The 19,364-nt window shown below is 70.3% G+C and carries 16 protein-coding genes; 5 read left to right on the top strand and 11 right to left on the bottom strand.

Annotated elements, in window-relative coordinates:
- Window positions 1-10: 10 nt before the first annotated feature.
- A complete protein-coding gene (gene typA, locus ACIRA5_RS32815) occupies window positions 11-1,918 on the bottom strand; it encodes a translational GTPase TypA (RefSeq protein WP_403696936.1) in 1,908 nt (635 codons plus the stop codon).
- Between the two features lie 194 nt (window positions 1,919-2,112).
- Window positions 2,113-4,365, bottom strand: a complete 2,253-nt coding sequence (locus ACIRA5_RS32810; RefSeq protein ID WP_403696934.1) for an ABC transporter family substrate-binding protein — start codon at window positions 4,363-4,365, stop codon at window positions 2,113-2,115.
- 395 nt (window positions 4,366-4,760) lie between these two features.
- On the opposite strand from ACIRA5_RS32810, the gene ACIRA5_RS32805 reads away from it, so the two are divergent.
- The 3 genes from ACIRA5_RS32805 to ACIRA5_RS32795 are packed head-to-tail and all read left to right on the top strand — an operon-like array spanning window position 4,761 to window position 7,859.
- On the top strand, window positions 4,761-5,051 hold the full coding sequence (locus ACIRA5_RS32805; protein ID WP_099920808.1) for a hypothetical protein: 291 nt from the start codon (window positions 4,761-4,763) through the stop codon (window positions 5,049-5,051).
- A 24-nt stretch (window positions 5,052-5,075) separates the two neighbouring features.
- Entirely contained in the window at window positions 5,076-5,897 is an 822-nt protein-coding gene (locus ACIRA5_RS32800) for a hypothetical protein (protein WP_403696931.1), read from the top strand.
- An 18-nt stretch (window positions 5,898-5,915) separates the two neighbouring features.
- A complete protein-coding gene (locus ACIRA5_RS32795) occupies window positions 5,916-7,859 on the top strand; it encodes a fumarate reductase/succinate dehydrogenase flavoprotein subunit (protein WP_403696929.1) in 1,944 nt (647 codons plus the stop codon).
- Here the strand turns inward: ACIRA5_RS32795 and ACIRA5_RS32790 are convergent.
- Window positions 7,825-9,087: an RNA-guided endonuclease InsQ/TnpB family protein gene (locus tag ACIRA5_RS32790; protein ID WP_403696927.1), complete on the bottom strand. Its 1,263-nt coding sequence runs from the start codon at window positions 9,085-9,087 to the stop codon at window positions 7,825-7,827. The two genes, ACIRA5_RS32795 and ACIRA5_RS32790, sit on opposite strands and share 35 nt — an antisense overlap.
- A 78-nt stretch (window positions 9,088-9,165) precedes the next feature.
- Between ACIRA5_RS32790 and ACIRA5_RS32785 the strand changes: the two genes are divergently transcribed.
- Window positions 9,166-9,957, top strand: coding sequence for a succinate dehydrogenase/fumarate reductase iron-sulfur subunit (locus ACIRA5_RS32785; RefSeq protein ID WP_403696924.1), 792 nt, complete (start codon window positions 9,166-9,168; stop codon window positions 9,955-9,957).
- On the opposite strand, the gene ACIRA5_RS32780 is transcribed toward ACIRA5_RS32785, so the two are convergent.
- The 3 genes from ACIRA5_RS32780 to ACIRA5_RS32770 all read right to left on the bottom strand — a co-directional run bounded on the left by ACIRA5_RS32780 (window position 9,932) and on the right by ACIRA5_RS32770 (window position 11,939).
- The gene (locus ACIRA5_RS32780; protein ID WP_403696922.1) at window positions 9,932-10,273 is read right to left on the bottom strand and encodes a hypothetical protein; all 342 of its coding nucleotides are present in this window, start codon (window positions 10,271-10,273) and stop codon (window positions 9,932-9,934) included. The two genes, ACIRA5_RS32785 and ACIRA5_RS32780, sit on opposite strands and share 26 nt — an antisense overlap.
- The gene (locus ACIRA5_RS32775) at window positions 10,270-10,581 is read right to left on the bottom strand and encodes a hypothetical protein (RefSeq protein WP_403696919.1); all 312 of its coding nucleotides are present in this window, start codon (window positions 10,579-10,581) and stop codon (window positions 10,270-10,272) included. The genes ACIRA5_RS32780 and ACIRA5_RS32775 overlap by 4 nt, the downstream gene beginning before the upstream one ends.
- A 146-nt stretch (window positions 10,582-10,727) precedes the next feature.
- Window positions 10,728-11,939 carry a hypothetical protein gene (locus ACIRA5_RS32770; protein WP_403696917.1) on the bottom strand — a complete coding sequence of 404 codons (1,212 nt, stop codon included), beginning with the start codon at window positions 11,937-11,939 and terminating at the stop codon, window positions 10,728-10,730.
- Between the two features lie 106 nt (window positions 11,940-12,045).
- Here ACIRA5_RS32770 and ACIRA5_RS32765 point away from each other — a divergent pair, with 106 nt between their 5' ends.
- A complete protein-coding gene (locus ACIRA5_RS32765) occupies window positions 12,046-13,590 on the top strand; it encodes a hypothetical protein (RefSeq protein WP_403696915.1) in 1,545 nt (514 codons plus the stop codon).
- Between the two features lie 37 nt (window positions 13,591-13,627).
- On the opposite strand, the gene ACIRA5_RS32760 is transcribed toward ACIRA5_RS32765, so the two are convergent.
- The 5 genes from ACIRA5_RS32760 to ACIRA5_RS32740 form a co-directional block, all read right to left on the bottom strand.
- Complete coding sequence (locus tag ACIRA5_RS32760; protein ID WP_403696912.1) at window positions 13,628-16,471, bottom strand: SpoIIE family protein phosphatase; 2,844 nt, start codon at window positions 16,469-16,471, stop codon at window positions 13,628-13,630.
- A 404-nt stretch (window positions 16,472-16,875) separates the two neighbouring features.
- On the bottom strand, window positions 16,876-17,307 hold the full coding sequence (locus tag ACIRA5_RS32755; protein WP_099920816.1) for an ATP-binding protein: 432 nt from the start codon (window positions 17,305-17,307) through the stop codon (window positions 16,876-16,878).
- A 259-nt stretch (window positions 17,308-17,566) separates the two neighbouring features.
- On the bottom strand, window positions 17,567-17,974 hold the full coding sequence (locus ACIRA5_RS32750) for a (deoxy)nucleoside triphosphate pyrophosphohydrolase (protein ID WP_403696909.1): 408 nt from the start codon (window positions 17,972-17,974) through the stop codon (window positions 17,567-17,569).
- Window positions 17,975-18,075: 101 nt separating this feature from the next.
- Window positions 18,076-18,258 carry an SPOR domain-containing protein gene (locus ACIRA5_RS32745; RefSeq protein ID WP_101400465.1) on the bottom strand — a complete coding sequence of 61 codons (183 nt, stop codon included), beginning with the start codon at window positions 18,256-18,258 and terminating at the stop codon, window positions 18,076-18,078.
- 339 nt (window positions 18,259-18,597) lie between these two features.
- On the bottom strand, window positions 18,598-19,350 hold the full coding sequence (locus tag ACIRA5_RS32740; protein ID WP_054228262.1) for a GntR family transcriptional regulator: 753 nt from the start codon (window positions 19,348-19,350) through the stop codon (window positions 18,598-18,600).
- Window positions 19,351-19,364 lie beyond the last annotated feature (14 nt).

The raw sequence follows: 19,364 nt of genomic DNA, 5'->3' as shown, positions 1-19,364 counted from the left end.
AGGGTCGAGGTCAGCCGTGCTTGGCCCGGCTGGCGGTGCGACCGCGCTCCTTCTGGTCGAGGACGACCTTGCGGATGCGCACGGCCTCCGGGGTCACCTCGACGCACTCGTCGTCGCGGCAGAACTCCAGGGACTGCTCCAGGGAGAGCTTGCGCGGCGGGACGATCGCCTCGAACGAGTCGGCCGAGGACGACCGCATGTTCGTGAGCTTCTTCTCCTTGGTGATGTTCACGTCCATGTCGTCGGCGCGCGAGTTCTCGCCGACGATCATGCCCTCGTACACCTCGGTGCCGGGGTCGGTGAACAGCACACCGCGCTCCTGGAGGTTCGTCATCGCGAAGGCGGTGACGGCGCCGGAGCGGTCGGCGACCAGCGAGCCGTTGTTACGGGTGGTCAGCGTGCCGAACCACGGCTCGTGACCCTCGTGGATGGAGTGGGCGATGCCCGTGCCGCGCGTGCCGGTCAGGAACTCGGTCCGGAAGCCGATGAGGCCGCGGGAGGGCACGACGAACTCCAGGCGGACCCAGCCGGAGCCGTGGTTCGACATGTTGTCCATACGGCCCTTGCGGACGCCCATGAGCTGCGTGACCGCGCCCATGTGCTCCTCGGGCACGTCGATCGTCATGCGCTCGACCGGCTCGTGCACCTTGCCGTCGACGATCTGGGTGACCACCTGGGGCTTGCCGATGGTCAGCTCGAAGCCCTCGCGGCGCATCTGCTCGACCAGGATGGCGAGCGCGAGCTCACCACGGCCCTGGACCTCCCAGGCGTCCGGACGCTCGGTGTCCAGCACCCGCAGCGAGACGTTACCGACCAGCTCGCGGTCGAGACGGTCCTTGACCTGGCGGGCGGTGACCTTGCGGTCCTTGACCGCGGACTTGGCGTCCGCGCCCTTGCCGGTGCCGCCACGGCCGACCAGCGGCGAGGTGTTCGTACCGATCGTCATCGAGATCGCCGGCTCGTCCACCGTGATCAGCGGCAGCGCGATCGGGTTCTCGGGGTCGGCGAGGGTCTCGCCGATCATGATCTCCGGGATACCGGCGACGGCGCAGATGTCACCGGGGCCGGCCACCTCGGCGGGCTTGCGGGTGAGCGCCTCGGTCATCAGCAGCTCGGTGATGCGAACGTTGGACATCGTGCCGTCGCGCTTGATCCACGTGACGGTCTGGCCCTTGCGCAGCTCGCCCTGCTCGACGCGGAGCAGCGCGATACGGCCGAGGAAGTTGTCGGCGTCCAGGTTGGTGACGTGCGCCTGGAGCGGGGCGGACTCGTCGTAGGACGGGGCCGGGACGGACTCCAGGATCGTGGTGAAGAACGGCTCCAGGCTGTCGCTGTCCTGCGGGACCGTGCCGTCGTCCGGCTTGGTCAGGGAGGCGACGCCGTCACGCGCACACGCGTAGACGATCGGGAACTCGATCTGGTCCTCGTCGGCGTCCAGGTCGAGGAAGAGGTCGTACGCCTCGTTCACGACCTCGTCGATGCGCGAGTCGGGACGGTCCGTCTTGTTGATGCACAGGATGACGGGCAGGCGGGCCTGCAGCGCCTTGCGCAGCACGAAGCGGGTCTGCGGCAGCGGGCCCTCGGAGGCGTCGACGAGGAGGACGACCGCGTCCACCATCGACAGACCGCGCTCGACCTCGCCACCGAAGTCGGCGTGGCCCGGGGTGTCGATGATGTTGATGGTGATGACCTCACCACCATCCTTCGGGTGGTACTTCACGGCCGTGTTCTTGGCCAGGATCGTGATGCCCTTCTCACGCTCCAGGTCGTTCGAGTCCATCATGCGGTCGTCAAGCGACTCGGCGGCGTGCGCGGCGAAGGCACCGGCCTGCTTGAGCATGGCATCGACCAGGGTGGTCTTGCCGTGGTCGACGTGGGCGACGATGGCGACGTTGCGGATGTCGTGGCGCGTGGCCATATTGAGGCGCTTCTCCCGGAGTGAGTGGACGGCCTGCGCGTACGTCAGTGCTACGCGGACCCTGCCGGGCTGGACACGCCACGGCCTTACCCCATGGTACGTGGCCTTGACGGGCACGGCCTCCGCGGGCTAGTCCGCGGAGGCCGTGGGCGGCGTTGATCGCCCTTCCTGCTTGCCCTTCCTACCTGTCCTTCCTACCTGTCCTTCTTGGTTGCCGTTCCCCCCTGCGCACCCTTCTTCAGAAATCCCATGTCCTCATAGAGGGGGGTCTGGAACCCGAAGGCGCCGGCGTTGGCGAGGTTCAGGCGGGTGGCCGCGAGCTGGGGGCGCTGATAGAGGGGAATCGATCCGGCGGCGGCCCAGATCCGGGCGTCGGCCTTGCGGACCAGGGAACGCGACTCGTCCTCGTCCAGCGTCGCGATGGCCTGGTCGAACAGCTGGTCGACCTGGTCGGTGCCGACCCGGGTGTAGTTCTGCTCGACGGCGAGGGAGCCGTCGGCTGCCGGGACCGGCTTCGCGTAGATCGGGCGGGCGTCAGTGGCGGGGAAGGCCGAGGCGGGCCAGGAGTACAGCGCCAGGTCGTACTGGCCCGAGGCGATGTGGTCCTTGAAATAGCTGTCGTCCGGCACCCTGGACGTCTCGGTACGGATGCCGATGTGCTCCAGCATCCGAGAGATCTGGTCGGCCACCGTGCGCAGCGCGTCCGAACCGGGACCCGAGGGCAGGACGAAGCGCAGCGTCAGCGCCTTGCCGTCCTTGGCGAGCGCGCCTGCCGCGGCGCCCGCCGGGGCGGCCGTGCCCTTGGGCGCGTAGGCGCCGGGCGCCCCGCCCTGCCGATTGTCCTTGGGGACGTACTGCCTGCCGTCGAGATGCTTGCCGGCCTCCTCGTCCCCGTGCTGCTTCCCGTTCTTCCCGTGCTTCTCGGCGTGATCCTTCGGATCCTTCTTGTCCCGGTCGGCCTCACCGTTCTTGTCGTCCTCGCCGACGATGAACGTTCCGTCGTCCGAGTCCGCGTCGGAGTCCGCCTTCTTGCCCTCGGGCCCGGCCGCCTTGCCCTTGTCCTTGTCCTTCTTCTGCGGCTGTTGCTGCTCGTTCACCGGTCCCCCGGGCACCCATCCGGCATCCGCCAGCAGCGCCTGCGCCTCCTTGGTGTCCTGACCGCCGAGCGCGCCGCTGTTGTCGGCGTAGTCCGGCTGGCCGGAGAGCGCGAGGTGGCTGCCGACCGGGACGGCGGGCAGGCCCAGCGGGCCCAGGACGGCCTGGGCGAGTTCGTCGCGGTTGATCGCGCGGGCGACGGCGCGGCGGACGCGCTCGTCGGCGAGCGGGCCCTCGGAGCCGTTCAGGGCCAGCTGGGTGTAGGCGGGCTCGAGGGACTTGCGGACCACGAAGTCGCGCAGGGACGTCTGCTGACGGGCGTACGTCGCGATCGCCGTGCGCTGCTTCTTGCGGGCCTTGATCTCGTCGGACGCGGCCTCCTCGTCGGAGCCGTGCGCGACCGCCCAGGAACGCAGCGCCTTCGCGGGCGTGAGCGCGGAGCCCGGTCCCTGCAGCCGGACGGTCCCCTTTTCGCGGGCGGCGAGCGTGATCCGGCCGGCCTCTTCGGGGTCGATCTCGGCCAGGTCGACCTTGTCGGCGGCGAGCGCCTCGGCCCGCTTGTCGCGCGGGACGGCGATCAGCGCGATCTCGGAGAGCTTGGCAGGGCGGCCCCACCAGCGCGGGTTGCGGGCGAGGAGGACCTCGCCGCTCTTGTGGTCGATCTTCTGGAGGGCGAACGGGCCCGCGGTGGCCTGGAGCTTGGTGCGCGCCCCGTCGTTGAAGGCGTCCGCGGTACCCATCACGTCCTTGGGGTACAGCGGTGAGAAGAGCGACTTCCAGTCGGCGTAGGGGCGACTGAAGGTGACGCGGACCTCCAGGTTGCTCTTGCCGCGCTCGATCTTCTCGATGCGGTCGTAGCCGGCGTTGCGGGCCGTCCAGTACGCGCTGTCCTTGCCGGACAGGGCGCGCCACTGGGCGGCGAAGTCGGCGGCGCCGATCTCGCGGCCGTCGCTCCAGACCGCCTGCTGGTTGAGCTTGTAGAGCACGACCTGCTTGGGCTCGGTCTCGACGATCTTGGCCGATTCGAGGTAGTCGGGGTTGAGCTGCGGGGTGCCGTTGGAGTCGAGGCGGTACAGGGCGGGCAGTACGGCGCCGGCGATCCGGGAGGTGCCGGCGTCGGCGTCCGCCTGGAAGGTGTTGAGGGTCTCCGGTACGGCGTCCACCGCCCAGCGCAGGGTGCCGCCGTCCGCGATCCGGTCGCGGGTCGCAGGTGCGATGTCCTGCGCGGCGAGGGGCTTGGCGACCTCCTCGTCGGCGCTGCACGCGGCGAGGGCGGGTACCGCGAGCGCGCCCGCGGTGAGGAACGCGACCGAGCGCATCACCGCGCGCAGTCCGACGCCGTCGTGGGTCATCTCTGCTACCTCCGGGACAAGCCGCTCCGCGGGCGAACAGGGGTTCTGATCATGTTTGGCGGTATATTTACCGATATAAGGAGTTGATCAGATCTACGGACCCACTAAAGAGGAAAGGGTTCGCCTGCCGGCGGCGACACGCGAGGAGCAAGAGCAAGCACACCCGTGCGGCGTAACGCCGGCCGACTCGATTCAGCCTGTGCAGCATGTGAGGACGAGTCCGTTCAGGCCGAAGCGGGGGTCTGGGGGCGCAACCTCCAGGGGACGGCGCCCCCAGCGCACGCCCGCCAATTGGTGCACGTCCCTTCACACCGGCAGGTGTGACGCGCAACACTCGCAGGCGCATGAACGTTGCCACCCAGGGCCCCGAAGGCCCACGGAAGTGAGGTCACGTCATGTCCGTGCAAGACGACCTGATGTCAGTCCAGCGCTGCCTCGACGACCTGAACCGGTCAGTGGGCCGCCTGGAGCAGCAAATCGGCAGCGGCGGGCTCGAAATGCGCCGCGTCCGTGCCGACGCCGACCATCTGCGCGAGAGCGTCGCGCTGCTGCGCGAGACGGCCCCCGGCGTCGCCTCGCCGCGGCGCCCCGATCTCGTGGCCATCCCCGACACCCCGTACGACAACGCCTTGTGGACCGACTCGGACGACGAGGGTCTCGGCGCCCGCGACCGGCACGCCCCCTGACCCGACCCCGACCGGAGCTCTCCCTTGACCACTGGTACGGAACCCCATCCGAACAGCGGCGGCGTACGGTCCAGCACGCGCGCCGCGATCACCGCCCCGCATCTGCGCACCGACCGCTGGTGGCTGGCGCCCGCCGTCACCGCGGCCGGGCTGCTGGCCTTCGTCGTGTACTCGACCTGGCGCGCGTTCGCGGACACGAACTACTACTCGGCGCCGTACGTCTCGCCGTTCTACTCGCCCTGTCTGGCCGAGCGGTGCCGGACGATGCGCGCGGGCCCGAACGCGGACCTCTTCGGGAGCTGGTGGGGCATCTCCCCCGCCATCATCATCCTGATCTTCCCGCTCGGCTTCCGGCTGACCTGCTACTACTACCGCAAGGCGTACTACCGCGGCTTCTGGCTGTCGCCCCCGGCCTGCGCGGTGGCGGAACCGCACAAGGAGTACACCGGCGAGACCCGCTTCCCGCTCATCCTGCAGAACATCCACCGGTACTTCTTCTACGCCGCGATCGTCGTCGCCGGGATCCTGACCTACGACACCGTGCTCTCCTTCCGCGACGAGCACTACCGCTGGGGCCACATGGGCCTGGGCACCCTGGTCTTCCTGCTCAACATCACGCTGATCTGGGCGTACACCCTGTCCTGCCACTCCTGCCGGCACATCGTCGGCGGCAAGCTCAAGCACTTCTCCAAACATCCTGTGCGCTACCGGATGTGGCAGTGGGTCGGGAAGCTGAACGCCCGCCACATGCTGCTCGCCTGGGCGTCGCTGATCAGCGTGGCGCTCGCCGACTTCTACGTGTATCTGCTCGCGTCCGGCGCCTTCGACGATCCGCGCTTCTTCTAGATTGGGTGGGGCCTTCTGATGTCCGTGGTTGACAGGCAGGAGTGGGACGTTGTCGTGGTCGGTGCCGGGGGCGCCGGACTGCGCGCCGCCATCGAGGCGCGCGAACGTGGCGCCCGTACGGCCGTGATCTGCAAGTCGCTGTTCGGCAAGGCGCACACCGTGATGGCCGAGGGCGGCATCGCGGCGGCGATGGCCAATGTCAACGAGCACGACAACTGGCAGGTCCACTTCCGCGACACCATGCGGGGCGGGAAGTTCCTGAACCAGTGGCGGATGGCCGAGCTGCATGCCAAGGAAGCCCCGGACCGGGTGTGGGAGCTGGAGACCTGGGGCGCCCTGTTCGACCGTACGAAGGACGGGCGGATCTCGCAGCGCAACTTCGGCGGCCACGAGTATCCGCGCCTCGCGCACGTCGGCGACCGGACCGGCCTCGAGCTCATCCGGACCCTCCAGCAGAAGATCGTGTCGCTCCAGCAGGAGGACATGAAGGAGACCGGGGACTACGAGAGCCGCCTGAAGGTGTATCAGGAGTGCACCGTCACCCGGATCCTGAAGGACGGGAACCGGGTCTCGGGCGTCTTCTGCTACGAGCGCGAGTCCGGCCGCTTCTTCGTGCTCGAAGCTCCCTCCGTCGTCATCGCCACCGGCGGTATCGGCAAGTCGTTCAAGGTGACGTCGAACTCGTGGGAGTACACGGGCGACGGGCACGCCCTGGCGCTGCTCGCCGGAGCGCCGCTGCTCAACATGGAGTTCGTGCAGTTCCATCCGACGGGCATGGTCTGGCCGCCGTCGGTGAAGGGGATCCTGGTCACCGAGTCGGTGCGCGGGGACGGCGGGGTGCTCAGGAACTCCGACGGCAAGCGGTTCATGTTCGACTACATCCCGGACGTCTTCAAGGAGAAGTACGCGCAGTCCGAGGAGGAGGGCGACCGCTGGTACGAGGACCCGGACCACAACCGGCGTCCCCCGGAGCTGCTGCCTCGCGACGAGGTCGCCCGCGCCATCAACTCCGAGGTGAAGGCGGGTCGCGGGTCGCCGCACGGTGGGGTCTTCCTCGATGTGTCGACCCGGATGCCCGCCGAGGTGATCCGGCGCCGCCTTCCCTCCATGTACCACCAGTTCAAGGAGCTCGCGGACGTCGACATCACGGCGGAGGCGATGGAGGTCGGGCCCACCTGTCACTACGTGATGGGCGGCATCGCGGTCGAATCGGACTCGGCGTCCGCGCGCGGCGTACCGGGGCTGTTCGCCGCCGGTGAGGTCGCGGGCGGCATGCACGGTTCCAACCGGCTCGGCGGCAACTCCCTGTCCGACCTGCTGGTCTTCGGGCGGCGGGCGGGACTGCACGCCGCCGGGTACGCCGCCGACCTGACCGGGGACCGCCCGCCCGTGGACGACATCCAGATCGACACGGCGGCGGCCGAGGCCCTGCGGCCCTTCTCGGCCGAGGGTCCGGAGCCCGGTACGGAGAGCGGACGCCCGCCCGAGAACCCGTACACCCTTCACCAGGAACTCCAGCAGACCATGAACGACCTGGTCGGCATCATCCGCCGCGAGGCCGAGATGGAACAGGCCCTGGAGAAACTCGCGGAGCTGCGGGTACGCGCACGGCGGGCCGGAGTCGAGGGCCACCGGCAGTTCAACCCCGGCTGGCACCTCGCCCTCGACCTGCGCAACATGCTCCTGGTCAGCGAATGCGTGGCCCGCGCCGCCCTGGAGCGCACGGAGTCACGCGGCGGCCACACCCGCGAGGACCATCCGACGATGGAGCGGACCTGGCGTCGCGTGAACCTCCTGTGCCAACTCACCGATCCCACCGGCGGGTTGGCGGCCACCGACCCGGTGCACGGCCAGATCGACCTCAGCCGCGAGACCACCGAACCCATTCGTCCCGACCTGCTCGCCCTCTTCGAGAAGGAGGAGCTGGTCAAGTACCTCGCCGAAGAGGAGCTTTACGATTGACCTTCTTTCCGCCTCGAAAGGCGGGAAGTGCCGCGGCTCGCGCCGCAGCATTTCCTGCTTCACCGCCGACTGCCTCATTTGGATTGAACTTCCGCTGAGGTCTTACACCGGCTCCACAGGCTGCAACCGCCAGCCCGGCGGCCAAGATGTTCTTCGCGGCGTTGTGGTCCCGATCATGTCGGGTACCGCAGCCCTTGCACGTCCATTCCCGGACGCGCAAGGGAAGGCTCTCGCAGATCCGACCGCACGCAGAGCACGCCTTCGAGGAGGGGTACCAGCGGTCGATGACGACAAGTTCACGCCCGTACCAGGCGCACTTGTACTCGAGCATGGAACGCAGCCGTGTCCACGACGCGTCGCTGATGGCACGCGCCAGGCTGCCGTTCTTGAGCATGTTTCGGACGGTCAGGTCCTCGATCACGACCAGTTGGTTCTCCTGGACGAGTCGGGTGGTCAGCTTGTGCAGAAAATCCCGGCGCCGGTCGGCGATCCGGACGTGGATCTTCGCTACCTTGGCGCAGGCCTTGGCCCTGTTGTTCGACCCCTTCTGTTTACGGGCGAGTTCCCGCTGCGCCTTCGTGAGCCGGGCACGCTCCCGTTGCCCCTGCTTCGGGTTGGCGATCTTCTCTCCGGTCGACAAGGTCACCAGGCTGGATACACCCGCATCGATACCTACGGCAGTACGCGTTCTGCGCAGTGGCTTGACCATGTCCTCCACCAACAGGGACACAAACCAGCGTCCCGCCCCATCTCGGGACACGGTCACCGTGGTCGGCTCCACACCTTTGGGCAGCGGACGCGACAAGGCGATGTCCAGCGGGCCGGTCATCTTCGCCAGGAACAGCTCTCCACCGCGCCAGCGAAAAGCGGAACGGGTGTATGTCGCCGACGGTCTGGCCTTCTTCTTCGACTTGAACCGCGGGTATCGGGCACGCTTGTCGAAGAAGGCCTGAAACGCACCCTGGAGGTGTCGCAGCGCCTGCTGAAGCGGCACAGAGGACACCTCCCGCAGAAACGCGGCCTCCTCACTGGATTTGAGGGCGGTGAGCGCCTTGTCCGTTGCGGGATAGCCGATCTTCTCCCCGCGCAGGGTGTACGCCTCGGAGCGCAGTTGCAGCGCCCAGTTGTACACGTAGCGGACGCACCCGAACGTGCGCGACAGCTCCGCCGCCTGCTCGTCCGTGGGATAGAAGCGATACATGAAAGCCCGCTTCACCTGCTGTGCCATGTTTACACGCTAACCGCCATCCGATGTAAGGGAGATGCTTTTCATGAATTCCACCGAGCTGCCGCGGGATGGAAGTCGATGAGCACAGCCGCGTCCACCACATACGAGGCGCACTTCCGGGTTTGGCGGGGGGACATCAAGGGCGGCGGCCTGGAGGACTTCGCGGTCGAGGTCAACGACGGTGAGGTGGTGCTGGACATCATCCACCGGCTCCAGGCGACCCAGGCCCCGGACCTGGCCGTCCGCTGGAACTGCAAGGCGGGCAAGTGCGGTTCGTGCTCGGCGGAGATCAACGGGCGTCCCCGGCTGATGTGCATGACGCGCATGTCGGTGTTCACGCGGGAGGAGACGATCACCGTCACACCGCTGCGCGCCTTCCCGGTCGTACGGGATCTCGTCACGGACGTCGGCTTCAACTACGCCAAGGCGCGGCAGGTCCCCGCCTTCGTCCCGCCGGCCGGTCTCGGCCCCGGCGAGTACCGCATGCAGCAGGAGGACGTGGACCGCTCGCAGGAGTTCCGCAAGTGCATCGAGTGCTTCCTGTGCCAGGACACCTGCCATGTCGTGCGTGACCACGAGGAGAACAAACCGGCGTTCGCGGGCCCGCGCTTCCTGATGCGCGTCGCCGAACTCGACATGCACCCGCTGGACGCGGCCGCCGACACCGGCCTGGACCGCAAGCGCACCGCCCAGGACGAGCACGGCCTCGGCTACTGCAACATCACCAAGTGCTGCACGGAGGTCTGCCCCGAAGGCATCAAGATCACGGACAACGCCCTGATCCCGCTGAAGGAACGGGCGGTCGACCGCAAGTACGACCCGCTGGTGTGGCTTGGGTCGAAGATCAGGAGGCGGGATCCGTCGTCGTAGGAGTGGTGGGGCCGCGGCGGCGGTCGCGGGTCGCGCGGTGCATCAGGGCGGCGCCGGTGATCAGGCCCGCGCCGCTCACGACGGCGACGGCGAACTGGAGGAAGCCGGGGCCCGAGAAGGCCAGGCTCAGCGACTCGAGGGCAAGAGCCGCCGTCAGTACCAGCGCGCCCTGGCCCCACAGACGGCGCCGGACGACGGGGCGGCGCTCCCATCCCGGCACCCGGCCGCCGCGCACGGCGACGATCCCGACGGCCGCGGCGAGTCCGAGGACCACGCCCTCGCCGAGGCCGGCCGCGAAGAGCCAGGGCCCTGTCATCGGCGTGCGGGGACGCTGGGACGACCGGGGCGTTGCGAGAGGATCTGCAGCACGAGCCCCGCGAAGAAGACGGCCATGCCGGTCATCGCGTAGGGCGCCATGTCGAGGTCGGGCCCTCGGAACGGGCCGATGAACATGAACAGGGACATCCCGGCAACCCCCACCACGGAGCCGTACCCCCACAGCGTCGGCCGCACGACACGCCTGCGCAGCCAGGGCGGCACCCAGCCCGTGACGATCCCGGCGACCCCCATCAGCGCCGCGCCGGTCATCGCCAGCGCGGCGAAGCCCACCAGATACGGGTGCACGGACTTTCCTCTCCCCCAGAGCGCGCCGAACCGGCGCGCGCCCTCAGATCATGGCACGGGGTTCTCCAACAGCGTGAGGGTCTGCCCGACGCTGTGTTCCGCGAGGGGCGCGAGCTCGTCCCTCGTGAGCGGCGTGCGCGTGGCGGTCATCGGACCCAGCCCTCCTCGTACGCCGTCCAGTCCTTCTCCCGGGCGGCGAAGTCCACGTACAGGGCGACGCCGAAGTGTTCCCGGGTGCGGTCGGTGCGGGAGAGGCCGAGGCGGGTGCCACGGACGGCCGCCGCGACCGTCTCCGCGGAGCCGTGGTGGTCCATGTTGTCCTCGTAGTAGAAGGGCAGGCCCATCAGCAGATCGGTCGACTTCGGGGTGACTTCGAGGGCGAGGGAGGTCTGCTCGGCGACGTAACCCCCGTACAGGCTCTCCAGCGGAAGCGCCGTGTCGTACGACATCACGGCGATCTGGTCGACCCGGCGGGCGACCTGTCCGAAGAACGACTGGGACCACCACTTGGGGTGCGCGGTGAAGGCGCCGAAGACGGAGTGGAGGTTCGGGAGCGGGTCGATCTGGTGGGCGGCGACGGAGAGCTGGGCGTCGTGGGCGCGGGTGACGTGGCGCAGATCGTCGAGCAGGGAAAGGTAGTTCGAGTCGCCGGAGTGCAGGGGCTCCAGGTCGAAGTGGGCGCCCTCGAAACCGGCGTCGAGGATCTGCCCGGCGGAGCGGACGACGGCGGCCCGGGTCGCCGCCCGTTCCAGGCGCATCCCGACCTCCCCCTCGGTGGCGAGCACATCGCCGAGCCAGGCCTGGACACGGACACCGGGCAGTTCGCGGTGCACGGCCTCGACCAGCCAACGCGCCTTCGGGTACGCCGACTCGGGCAGGGTCCCGTCGTGCTCCAGCGGTCCCGCGTGCACATACAGATCCCGGATCCCGGTGGTCCGCAGCCGCTTCGCGAGCGCCTTGACGTCCGCGTCCTTCTTCCGGCCGTCCACCCAGGCGTGGCCCATCCAGAGGGCGTCACGGTCCCTGGTCCGGGTACCGGAGGCGGGGTCTCCGGCGTAGTTGGCCCGCAGGGCGATGCCCGCGGTGAGCAGGGAGAGGACCACCGTCACCACGAGCGCGAGCGCGACCCGTTTGGGCCAGCGGAGGCGGGGGTGTCGCCAGCCCCGTCCCACCGTGCGAAGCCAGGCGGGGACCCGGCTCGGGGAGGGACGGCCCTCGTCGCCCTCCGGCCCGCCCGCTCCCCCGCCCGCTTCCCTGCCCTCTTTCCTGCCCTCTTTCCTGCCGGTCCCCGCCCCGACCGGTGTCGCCGGCGGCTCCGCCCCCGTGTCCACCCCGGTCCCCGTGCGCTGCTCGTCCATCCCCCGTGCCCCCTCCGTATGCCCCCGTATCCCCGGTACCTTAAGCGGCCCCGCCTCGGCGCACCCCCGGTCGCGCCCCTGCGCAAGCGGTCATACGCTCCCAAATGTGACGTCGCCCCTGAGCCGAAGCCGGTCTCGCCGAGCCACGTCCCACATAGCCGTACGGGTGGCGCATGCCGTGCTCGGGGGGCTGTTGGCGGTGGGGTGGCTGCTGCTGCCCGTCGCACGGGCGGGAGCCGACGAGGTGCGGGCCGCGCCCGGGCGGGGTGGGACGAGCACCGGCGATCTCGTGCTGCCCCTCGTCGCGGTGGTCGCCGCGGGGGCGCTGGCGGCGTACTCGTACGCGCGGCGGACACGACGGGCCCGGACCCGTACGACGCCCGGCGGCGGCACCCCGCACCCCGTGCCGTTCGCCGAACTCGACCGGCAGGCAGGGAGGTTGCTCGTCGGGATCGACGACTGCGTGCGCACCGGAACGGAGGAACTCGGCTGGGCCGCGGCCCGGTTCGGGGAGGAGGCCGTCGCGACCTACACGGAGGCACTGGCGTTCGCGCGCTCCGAGCTGACGGCTTCCTTCCGGCTGTGGCAGCGGCTGGACGACACCCTGACGGACGACAGCCTCGTGAGACGGCAGCTGCTGGAGGAGATCGTCGCCCGCTGCACGGAGGCAGGGCGGCGGCTGGACGCGGAGGCGCCCGGGTTCGACCTGCTGCGCGCCCTGGAACGGACGTTGCCTGCCGCACTGGAGTCGGCGGAGGCCCGTTTCCGGGAGCTCACCGCGCGCACCCCGGCCGCGGAGGCGACGCTCACCGAACTGCGCGAGCGGTACGCGCCCTCCGCGTCCCTGTCCGTCGCGGGCAACGTCGAACAGGCCAAGGACCGGCTCGTCTTCGCCACCACCCGCCTGGACCGGGCCCGGCAGTCCCTGGACCGGGGGGAGGGCGCGCGGGCGACGGCGCATCTGCGGGCCGCCGAGGCCGCCGTCGACCAGGCGGACCTCTTCGTGGCCGGTATCGACCGGCTGGCCCGCGAACTCACCTCCACGACGGCCCTGTTGCCCGGCGCGCTGCGTGACGCGGACGCCGAGCTCGTGGCCGCGCGCGGCCTCCCGGCCGTCGGTGCGCTGCCCGGTCGGATCACGCACGCCGCGTCGGCTGTCGCCGACGTGCGGCGGGAGATCACGGGCGGCGTCCGTCCGTACGACCCCCTCGGCGCCCTCCGTCGCCTCGTCGCCGCCGGGGCACCGCTCCTGGCCGAGGACCGCGTGCCCGTCGACCGGACCTTCCTCGACCGGGCCTTCTTCGACCACGTGCTCCTTCCGGCCCGCAGTGTCGTCGCCCTCGCCTCCGAGTTCGTCACGACACACCGGGGAGCGGTCGGGGTCGAGGCCCGGACCCGGCTGTCGGAGGCGGAGCGGCACCTCGCGCTCACGCCCCGCACCCTCCTCGACGTCCGGCGCGCCGACGGGCTGGCTCTGGAGGCCCAGCAGCTCGCGGAGCGGGACGTGCGGACGTACGGGAATCCGTACGCCGGGCCCCAAGGTGCGGGCGTCGGCGGCGCGGTGCTCGGCGGGATCCTGCTCGACGACACGCCCGATGCCCCCGCGGCGAGCTTCGGCGGCCCGAGGACACGCGGGCGCAGGGGCCTTTAGGAGCGTGAAACTTTCAGGGGTGCGGGGAACTGTGCCGTCAGAACAGGCTCAGCAACGCCTCCGCCGGGTCCGTGAGGGGCGTGCCGCCGTCCGGGAGGGGGAGTTCGAACCAGACCGTCTTGCCGCGCGGCGTCCGCCGCGAGCCCCATGAGGCGGAGAGCAGACCGACGAGCTGCAGCCCCCGGCCCCCCTCGTCCGTGTCGCGGGCGCGGCGTCGGCGCGGCTGGACGAGGCCCGCGTCCCAGACCTCGCACACGAGGGTCCGGTCCAGCAGCAGACGCAGCCTGATCTCACCCTCGCCGTAGCGCAGCGCGTTGGTGACGAGTTCGCTGACCAGGAGCTCGGCGGTGTCGACGAGCGGCTCCAGGTCCCAGGCGGTGAGCTGGGTGCGCGCGTACTCACGGGCGCGCCCCACGCTGCGCGGCTCGCGCGGCAGCGTCCAGTCGCCGACGGAATCGGCGGGCAGCCCCTGGACGCGAGCCATCAGCAGCGCGATGTCATCCTCGCCGTGGTGGGTGTCGAGGGTGTTGAGGACGTGGTCGCACACGTCCTCCAGGGGGCGGGAGGGGTCGGTGAGCGCGCCGACGAAAGCCTGCAGACCCTCGTCGAGGGGGTGATCGCGCGATTCGACCAGTCCATCCGTGTAGAGCGCCAACAGTGCGCCTTCGGGTAGTTCGACCTCCACCTCCTCGAAGGGCTCGCCGCCCACCCCGAGGGGCATGCCCGGCGGCACGTCGAGCATCAGCGCGCTCTCGCCGGGTTCGACCAGCACCGGCGGCAGATGGCCCGCGTTGGCGAAGGTGCAGCGGCGGGTCACGGAGTCGTACACCGCGTACACGCAGGTCGCCAGGTACACCTCGGAGAGGTCGGCGTCGCGGGGCTGGCGGGCCGCGCGGGTGGCCTGCTGGACTCCGCCGGGGGTGCCGAGGCCACGGGCGATCTCGTCCAACGCCGAGAGGACTTCGGCGGGTTCGAGGTCGAGGAGGGCCAGGGTACGGACCGCGGTGCGCAGTTCACCCATGGCGACCGCCGCCCGCAGACCGCGCCCCATGACGTCGCCGACGACCAACGCCGTGCGGTGTCCGGGGAGTTCGATGACATCGAACCAGTCGCCGCCGACCTCGGTGGCCGCGTTGCCGGGCAGGTACCGGCACGCGATGTCCAGACCGGAGGCCTCCGGGTCGCCCGGCGGGAGGAGCGAGCGCTGCAGGATCAACGCGCGTTCGTGCTCACGGCGGTACAGCCGGGCGTTGTCGATACAGACCGCGGCGCGCGCCGCGAGTTCCACCGCGAGCGCCCGGTCGCGGTCGCCGAAGGGCTCGCTGCCCTTCGTACGGGAGAACTGGGCGAGGCCGACCACCGTGTCGTGGGCGACCATCGGGACCGCCAGCGTGGACTGGATGAGCCCGCCGTCCTCGGCGGGGACGTGCTGGGGGCGGGCGGTGCGCAGGGCGTCCGCGCAGGGCGAGTTGAACGGGTAGTGGTGGACGGCGCCCACGGCCACGGGGGCCGGTCCGCCGATGAACGGCGCGTCGGACACGGCGCTGGCGAAGGCGACCCGGCGCAGTTCCGCGCTGCCGTCGGCGAGCGCCCGCGGGGTCTCGTCGCCCGCCAGCAGGCCCTGGTACAGGTCGACGGTGGCGAGGTCGCAGAAACCGGGCACGACGACGTCGAGAAGTTCGCGCGCGGTGGTCTCCAGGTCGAGGGAGTTACCGATGCGGGCGCCCGCCTCGTTCAGAAGAGCGAGATTGCGCCGGGCGGCGGCCGCTTCCCGGGCCGCGGCGCGTCGGCTGGTGATGTCGGTTCCGAGCCAGGCGATACCGATGGGGCGGCCGGTGCCACTGTGCACGCGGTAGAGGTTGACCGACCAGTGCCGGCGCTCGTCGGAGCCAGGTATGAAACCGGTGACGTGCATGTCCGTGATGGAGTCGCCGGTTTCGAGGACGCGGCGCAGTGTCGCGGCGACCCGATCGGCCTCGGAACGCGGCAGATAGTCGTGGACCGTACCGCCACGGTGACTCTCCACGTTTCCGCCGAACACCGAGGCGAACCGCTTGTTGGCGCGCCGGACCCGCAGATCCGTGTCGATGAGCAGGAAGCCGAACGGAGATTGACCGAAAATCGCCTGCGAGGCGGCGAGGTCCGTCTCGATGCTGCGGAGGGTCCGGACATCCACGACGATGCACACGGCGGCCCGCTCGCCGTCCTCCGTCGTGGTGGGCATCACATAGACCTCGGCGAGGCCCTCGGTGCCCGGCTCGCCGTCCTCGGTGGCCGGCACGCGGAAGGGGACCACACCGGTCCACTCGCGGCCGTCCAGGATCTCCGCCATCTTGCGCTGCCCGCGCTCGCGCTGATCGGGTTCGAAGAACGCCTCGATGGGGTCCATGCCGAGGGCACGCTCGGGGGATATCCCGAAGAGCTGCTCGGCACGCAGGCTCCACTGGTCGACGAGGCCGTCGGCGCCGATGGAGAACGAGGCGACCTTGATGTAGTCGTAGATCGAACCGGGCGGGCTGCTCTGCCACATCGCGTCGCCCATGGGCTCGCCGGACGGTTCGGCGGGCGCTTGGCCCTGCGGTCCACCAGGCGACTTGGCCATGGCCTGGTACGGGTCCGCGCCGATGTCCGTGCCCGCGTCCGTCGGTTCGCCCGTCGAGGCGCCCGCCGTCCGGGGCCTCGCGGCGTCGCTCGGTCCGGAGGGCGCGCCGCCCCATGGCGTGTTCGTCGGCTCGGTTCTCGCGTCACCTCGCGGTGGGCTCATGGCGTCGCCCATCGCCCCGCCCGTCGCTCCGGCCACGGCGGAATCACCCGCGGCCCCCGCCCTCGCGCCGTCCGACGGGTCCTCGGACTCCGTGGCCTTCGCTGGTATCTCGCTCACGCGAACCGTCCCCTCCAGCTCACCGCGTCCGGCACCGGTCACCGGGGGCGGCTGCCCGCAGTATCCAGCACTACGGCGCCGCACAACACGGTGTTCACGATCACAGCACGGTCCCGATGGTTTTTGGACCGGCCGCGACATACTCCCAGTCTTCTAACCAGGTGGCGCCCCATCGAATCAAAGACTCCGGACAACTCTGATGGCCTGAACCAATCGGTCGCCCCACCCTCCGCCCGACGCACCCTCAGCACGACAGCCGACGCACCCTCAGCTGGGCACCGTCCGCACCCTCAACCGACTACCGTCCACATCCTCAACCGGGCACCGTCCGCACCCTCAACCGACTACCGTCCACATCCTCAACCGGGCACCGTCCGCACCCTCAACCGGCACCGCCGGCACCCTCAGCCGGGCACCCCCAGCTCGAACCACACCGTCTTTCCAGTGTCCCCGGGCCGGGTACCCCAACGCCGCGACGACCCCGCCACCAGTTGCAGCCCTCGACCACTCTCGTCGTCCGCGTCGGCGGACCGCTCACGGGGTGGGTCGGGCAACGGGTCGGAGACCTCCACGAGGAGAGCGCCCGGCAGTCCCCCGGGTCTGACCAGACGGACACCGATGGGCCCTGCCGCGTGCCGCAGCGAGTTGGTCACCAGCTCACTGACCAGCAGCGCGGTCACATCACCGAGGGAATCCAGCCCCCAGGTGCGCAGCTGGCCCCGGACGACGGCACGGGCGGTACGGACGGCACCGGGCTCCGCGGGAAAGCTCCACTCGGCACAGTCGCCTTCGGTGTCGATCACGCCGATCACTTCCCAGGCCAGGAACCCACCCATGTCCGGTTTCGTGGGGTTAATGGGCACATACCCGATATCCGGGACGCTTTACCGCACATGTGGGCGCACTGTGGCACGAACGGCGTACGGGACTTCGGGCCGCGGACACGGCTCGCGCTGTCCCGCTCCCGAAAGCCGTACACGCAGCGCCGTGCACCGGCGCCCACGCCCGCACCTCGCACGTCACCGGTGTCCCCCAAAGAGAGGAGCCGGCGCACGGCACCCGGTACTGCGGCCTGCCGGCGTCCAGGCGGGGGTCCTAGGCCCCGTCGCCCCAGCGCCGCAGCACCGCCTTCACGGCGGGGACGTCCTGGTCCAGCCAGTCCACGTCCCAGAGCTCGTCCGGACTCAGCCAGCGCAGGTCGTCGTGATCCTCGAGGGGCGTGGGGTCGGTCGAGCCCGGGAGCAGCCGCGCGGTCCACACATGCAGGACGTACGGCGCCCGCAGGGGCCACTCCCCCGGGACACGCTCGACGGACTCCGCCGTGACGCCGAGTTCCTCGCGCAGTTCGCGTACGAGGGCGGCTTCGGGGGCCTCGCCCGGTTCCACCTTGCCGCCGGGCAGCTCCCACCGTCCGGCCAGTTCGGGGGGTGCGCTGCGGCGCGCGGCGAGGAGGCGTCCGTCGTGCAGCAGGGCGCCGCCCACCACCACGACCGTTTCGTCCATGCGCCGGAGCCTACGGCAGGGCACACCGGACACGGACAGGACGTCGGACCGAAGCCGAGGCCGAGGCGGGGGCCGAAGTCGGAACCGGGGCCGTCACACCGTCACCTGGATCCGTTCTGCGCGATCCGCTCGACCCAGTAGAGCTGCTTGTGGCCGCGGTCGTCGAGGCTGTCCGCGATCTTCTGGGCCTCGGCCCGGGTCGCGTACCTGCCGACGCGGTAGCGATTGCCGTTGTCGTCCTGCCGTATGACGAGCCAGGGAAGAGTGATCGTGCCGTCGTTCATCGAGCCCCTCCACTTCCCGCCCCCGGCCCGCGCCGTGCCCCGCACCCTAACGAAACCGCAATCCGCATATGCCCGAGCCTACGCCTAACCTTCACGCAGCGAATACGCCTTTACACAAAGAGGTACGCAACCAGCCAAGACGGAGGGGGCGCACGGGTACGAACGCGCCGTCGCGCGCCCTCCGTGCGCCCGTCAGGCAGCGCGAACTCCGCCCGGGGCAGGGCATTTGAGAAAGGCCAGATTGCAACCGACGTCGCGTGCGGGGCACTTGGCGGTCGGCTCGCCCGGGAACGAGGGGGCCCCGCCCCGCGGACGCCGACCGCCCATGAACTCCTACGTCTACTTCACCGGCAGGTGGTACGCGATGCGATACCGGTCCGCCGGTACGACGACGTCGGCCGTCTCCACCGGACGGCCCGAGGCGAAGTACGTCCGCTGGATGACGACGACCACGTGCCCGGGGACACCGCCGAGCGCGAGGAGTTCCTCCGCGAGGCCGGGACGGGCGCCCACTTCCTCCGTGACGTTGTCCACGATCACGTCGATGGCCGCCATCCGCTCGACGACACCCATGCCCCCGAGCGGGCCCTCTTCGGGGAGCATCACCGGGGTGCGGCCCGTGACGGCGAGGGGCTCCCAGGAGGTGGAGAGCATCATCGCCTCGCCGGCGTCCCGGAAGACGTAGTTCGTGCACATCACGCGGTCGCCGGGCCGGATCGAGAGGCGCTCGGCGATCGCGCCGCTCGCCTCGGCCTGCTCACTGTGCGACTCCCAGGTGCCGCGCACGGCCAGGTCGGCCTGCTCCTGGCGGAAGGGGGTCGCTCCACTGTCCGGGCGGTACCCGGAGCGGGCCACCCGGCGCGGCACCGGCCGCTCCCGCACATACGTCCCCGAGCCGGAGCGGCCCTCGACCAGGCCTTCGGCCATCAGCACCTTGCGCGCTTCCAGGGCGACCGTGTCCGAGACGCCGTACTCCTCGCGGATCCTGGCCTGGGAGGGGAGGCGGGTGTGCGGTGGCAGCGAACCGTCGACGATCTTCTTGCGGAGATCACCCGCGACACGCAGATACGCCGGCTGCTCACCGAAAGTCACTGGCCGCTCCCATC

This window comes from Streptomyces sp. NPDC096311, assembly GCF_044763085.1.
Classification (GTDB): Bacteria; Actinomycetota; Actinomycetes; order Streptomycetales; family Streptomycetaceae; genus Streptomyces.
Note: the sequence above shows the minus strand (reverse complement) of the source record. Positions and strands in the feature narration are given on the sequence as shown.

Bases quoted from the DNA above. Each gene is read 5' to 3' on its own strand.
- typA (WP_403696936.1), bottom strand. From the start codon at position 1,918: ATGGCCACGCGCCACGACATCCGCAACGTCGCCATCGTCGCCCACGTC.
- ACIRA5_RS32810 (WP_403696934.1), bottom strand. From the start codon at position 4,365: ATGACCCACGACGGCGTCGGACTGCGCGCGGTGATGCGCTCGGTCGCG.
- ACIRA5_RS32805 (WP_099920808.1), top strand. From the start codon at position 4,761: ATGTCCGTGCAAGACGACCTGATGTCAGTCCAGCGCTGCCTCGACGAC.
- ACIRA5_RS32795 (WP_403696929.1), top strand. From the start codon at position 5,916: ATGTCCGTGGTTGACAGGCAGGAGTGGGACGTTGTCGTGGTCGGTGCC.
- ACIRA5_RS32790 (WP_403696927.1), bottom strand. From the start codon at position 9,087: ATGGCACAGCAGGTGAAGCGGGCTTTCATGTATCGCTTCTATCCCACG.
- ACIRA5_RS32785 (WP_403696924.1), top strand. From the start codon at position 9,166: ATGAGCACAGCCGCGTCCACCACATACGAGGCGCACTTCCGGGTTTGG.
- ACIRA5_RS32780 (WP_403696922.1), bottom strand. From the start codon at position 10,273: ATGACAGGGCCCTGGCTCTTCGCGGCCGGCCTCGGCGAGGGCGTGGTC.
- ACIRA5_RS32770 (WP_403696917.1), bottom strand. From the start codon at position 11,939: ATGGACGAGCAGCGCACGGGGACCGGGGTGGACACGGGGGCGGAGCCG.
- ACIRA5_RS32755 (WP_099920816.1), bottom strand. From the start codon at position 17,307: ATGGGTGGGTTCCTGGCCTGGGAAGTGATCGGCGTGATCGACACCGAA.
- ACIRA5_RS32750 (WP_403696909.1), bottom strand. From the start codon at position 17,974: ATGGACGAAACGGTCGTGGTGGTGGGCGGCGCCCTGCTGCACGACGGA.
- ACIRA5_RS32745 (WP_101400465.1), bottom strand. From the start codon at position 18,258: ATGAACGACGGCACGATCACTCTTCCCTGGCTCGTCATACGGCAGGAC.